The organism is Kitasatospora sp. NPDC058406 (assembly GCF_042722765.1).
In the GTDB taxonomy this organism is placed as follows: Bacteria; Actinomycetota; Actinomycetes; order Streptomycetales; family Streptomycetaceae; genus Kitasatospora.
Map to the genome: position 1 here is coordinate 1 of NZ_JBHXKE010000473.1, position 2,428 is coordinate 2,428.

General features: G+C 65.9%; 2 protein-coding genes. Both read left to right on the forward strand.

Annotated elements, in window-relative coordinates; genetic code table 11:
- A partial coding sequence (locus tag ACFWOG_RS40620) for an elongation factor G (RefSeq protein WP_380364760.1) occupies positions 1 to 940 on the forward strand: 940 nt, incomplete at its 5' end.
- Between the two features lie 233 nt (positions 941 to 1,173).
- Positions 1,174 to 2,367: an elongation factor Tu gene (gene tuf / locus ACFWOG_RS40625; RefSeq protein ID WP_329885400.1), complete on the forward strand. Its 1,194-nt coding sequence runs from the start codon at positions 1,174 to 1,176 to the stop codon at positions 2,365 to 2,367.
- Positions 2,368 to 2,428 lie beyond the last annotated feature (61 nt).

Below are 2,428 nucleotides of genomic sequence, written 5' to 3' on the forward strand. Positions count from 1 at the left end.
GACAACCACCGGTGAGACGCTGTCCGACGAGAAGAACCCGGTCATCCTGGAGTCCATGGACTTCCCGGCCCCGGTCATCCGCGTCGCGATCGAGCCCAAGTCCAAGGGTGACCAGGAGAAGCTGGGCGTTGCCATCCAGCGTCTCGCCGAGGAGGACCCGTCCTTCCAGGTCAACACGGACGAGGAGACCGGCCAGACCATCATCGCGGGTATGGGCGAGCTGCACCTCGAGGTGCTCGTCGACCGTATGCGCCGTGAGTTCAAGGTCGAGGCCAACGTCGGCAAGCCGCAGGTCGCGTACCGCGAGACGATCCGCAAGGCCGTCGAGCGCATCGACTACACCCACAAGAAGCAGACCGGTGGTTCCGGTCAGTTCGCCAAGGTGCAGATCGCGATCGAGCCGCTCGAGCAGGCCGAGGGCTACGAGTTCGTCAACCAGGTCACCGGTGGCCGCGTGCCGCGGGAGTACATCCCGTCGGTCGACGCCGGCTGCCAGGAGGCCATGGAGTTCGGCATCCTCGCCGGCTACCCGCTCCAGGGTGTCCGCGTGAAGCTGCTCGACGGTGCGGCGCACGACGTCGACTCGTCCGAGCTCGCGTTCAAGATCGCCGGCTCGATGGCCTTCAAGGAAGGCGCCCGGAAGGCCTCCCCGGTCCTCCTGGAGCCGATGATGGCCGTCGAGGTCACCACGCCCGAGGACTACATGGGCGACGTGATCGGCGACATCAACTCTCGTCGTGGCCAGATCCGGTCCATGGACGAGCGTCACGGTGCCCGCGTCGTCACGGCGCTGGTGCCCCTCTCCGAGATGTTCGGCTACGTCGGTGACCTGCGCAGCAAGACCTCTGGTCGCGCGAGCTACTCGATGCAGTTCGACTCGTACGCCGAGGTTCCGCGGAACGTGGCGGACGACATCATCGCCAAGGCCAAGGGCGAGTAGGGACCGGCACCCGCCGGCTCCCTGTTCGAGGCCGCCGTACGTCCCGACGATCGGGACGACAGCGAACCCTTAGGCTATTAGGAGGCAATCCGGGAGAATCCGGTCGGATTCTCCCGGGGCCTCCGGCCCCCACCCGCGGGACGGCATGGAGTGCCTCGGCGCTCCGTACCCAACCCGATCAAAGACCAACTGACGTCAGCACGGCGTACAGAACTGTCCTCAGGAGGACTGCAGTGGCGAAGGCGAAGTTCGAGCGGACGAAGCCCCACGTCAACATCGGCACCATCGGTCACATCGACCACGGTAAGACCACTCTTACCGCGGCGATCACCAAGGTGCTGCACGACGCTCACCCGGACATCAACCCCTTCACGCCGTTCGACCAGATCGACAAGGCGCCGGAGGAGCGGCAGCGCGGTATCACCATCTCGATCGCGCACGTCGAGTACCAGACCGAGGCGCGTCACTACGCCCACGTCGACTGCCCGGGTCACGCGGACTACATCAAGAACATGATCACCGGTGCGGCCCAGATGGACGGTGCGATCCTCGTCGTCGCCGCCACCGACGGCCCGATGCCGCAGACCAAGGAGCACGTCCTCCTGGCCCGCCAGGTCGGCGTCCCCTACATCGTCGTCGCCCTGAACAAGGCCGACATGGTGGACGACGAGGAGATCCTGGAGCTCGTCGAGCTCGAGGTCCGTGAGCTCCTCTCCGAGTACGAGTTCCCGGGCGACGACCTGCCGGTCGTCCGCGTCTCCGCGCTGAAGGCGCTGGAGGGCGACAAGGAGTGGGGCGAGAAGCTCCTCGGCCTGATGGCGGCGGTCGACGAGGCCATCCCGACCCCGGCCCGCGCCGTGGACCAGCCGTTCCTGATGCCGATCGAGGACGTCTTCACGATCACCGGTCGTGGCACCGTCGTCACCGGTCGTATCGAGCGTGGCATCCTCAAGGTCAACGAGACTGTCGACATCATCGGCATCAAGGAGACCAAGACCACCACCACGGTCACCGGCATCGAGATGTTCCGCAAGCTGCTCGACGAGGGCCAGGCGGGCGAGAACGTCGGTCTGCTCCTCCGTGGCATCAAGCGCGAGGACGTCGAGCGCGGCCAGGTCATCATCAAGCCCGGCTCGGTCACCCCGCACACCGACTTCGAGGCCCAGTCCTACATCCTGTCGAAGGACGAGGGTGGTCGTCACACCCCGTTCTTCAACAACTACCGCCCGCAGTTCTACTTCCGTACCACGGACGTGACCGGCGTCGTGACCCTCCCCGAGGGCACCGAGATGGTCATGCCGGGCGACAACACCGCCATGACGGTCGTGCTGATCCAGCCGATCGCCATGGAGGAGGGCCTCAAGTTCGCCATCCGTGAGGGTGGCCGCACCGTCGGCGCCGGCCAGGTCACCAAGATCCTCAAGTAATTGACGATCTGACCTGCCTGTGACCCACAGGCGATCCGAAGGGCCCCGCACACCTCAGGGT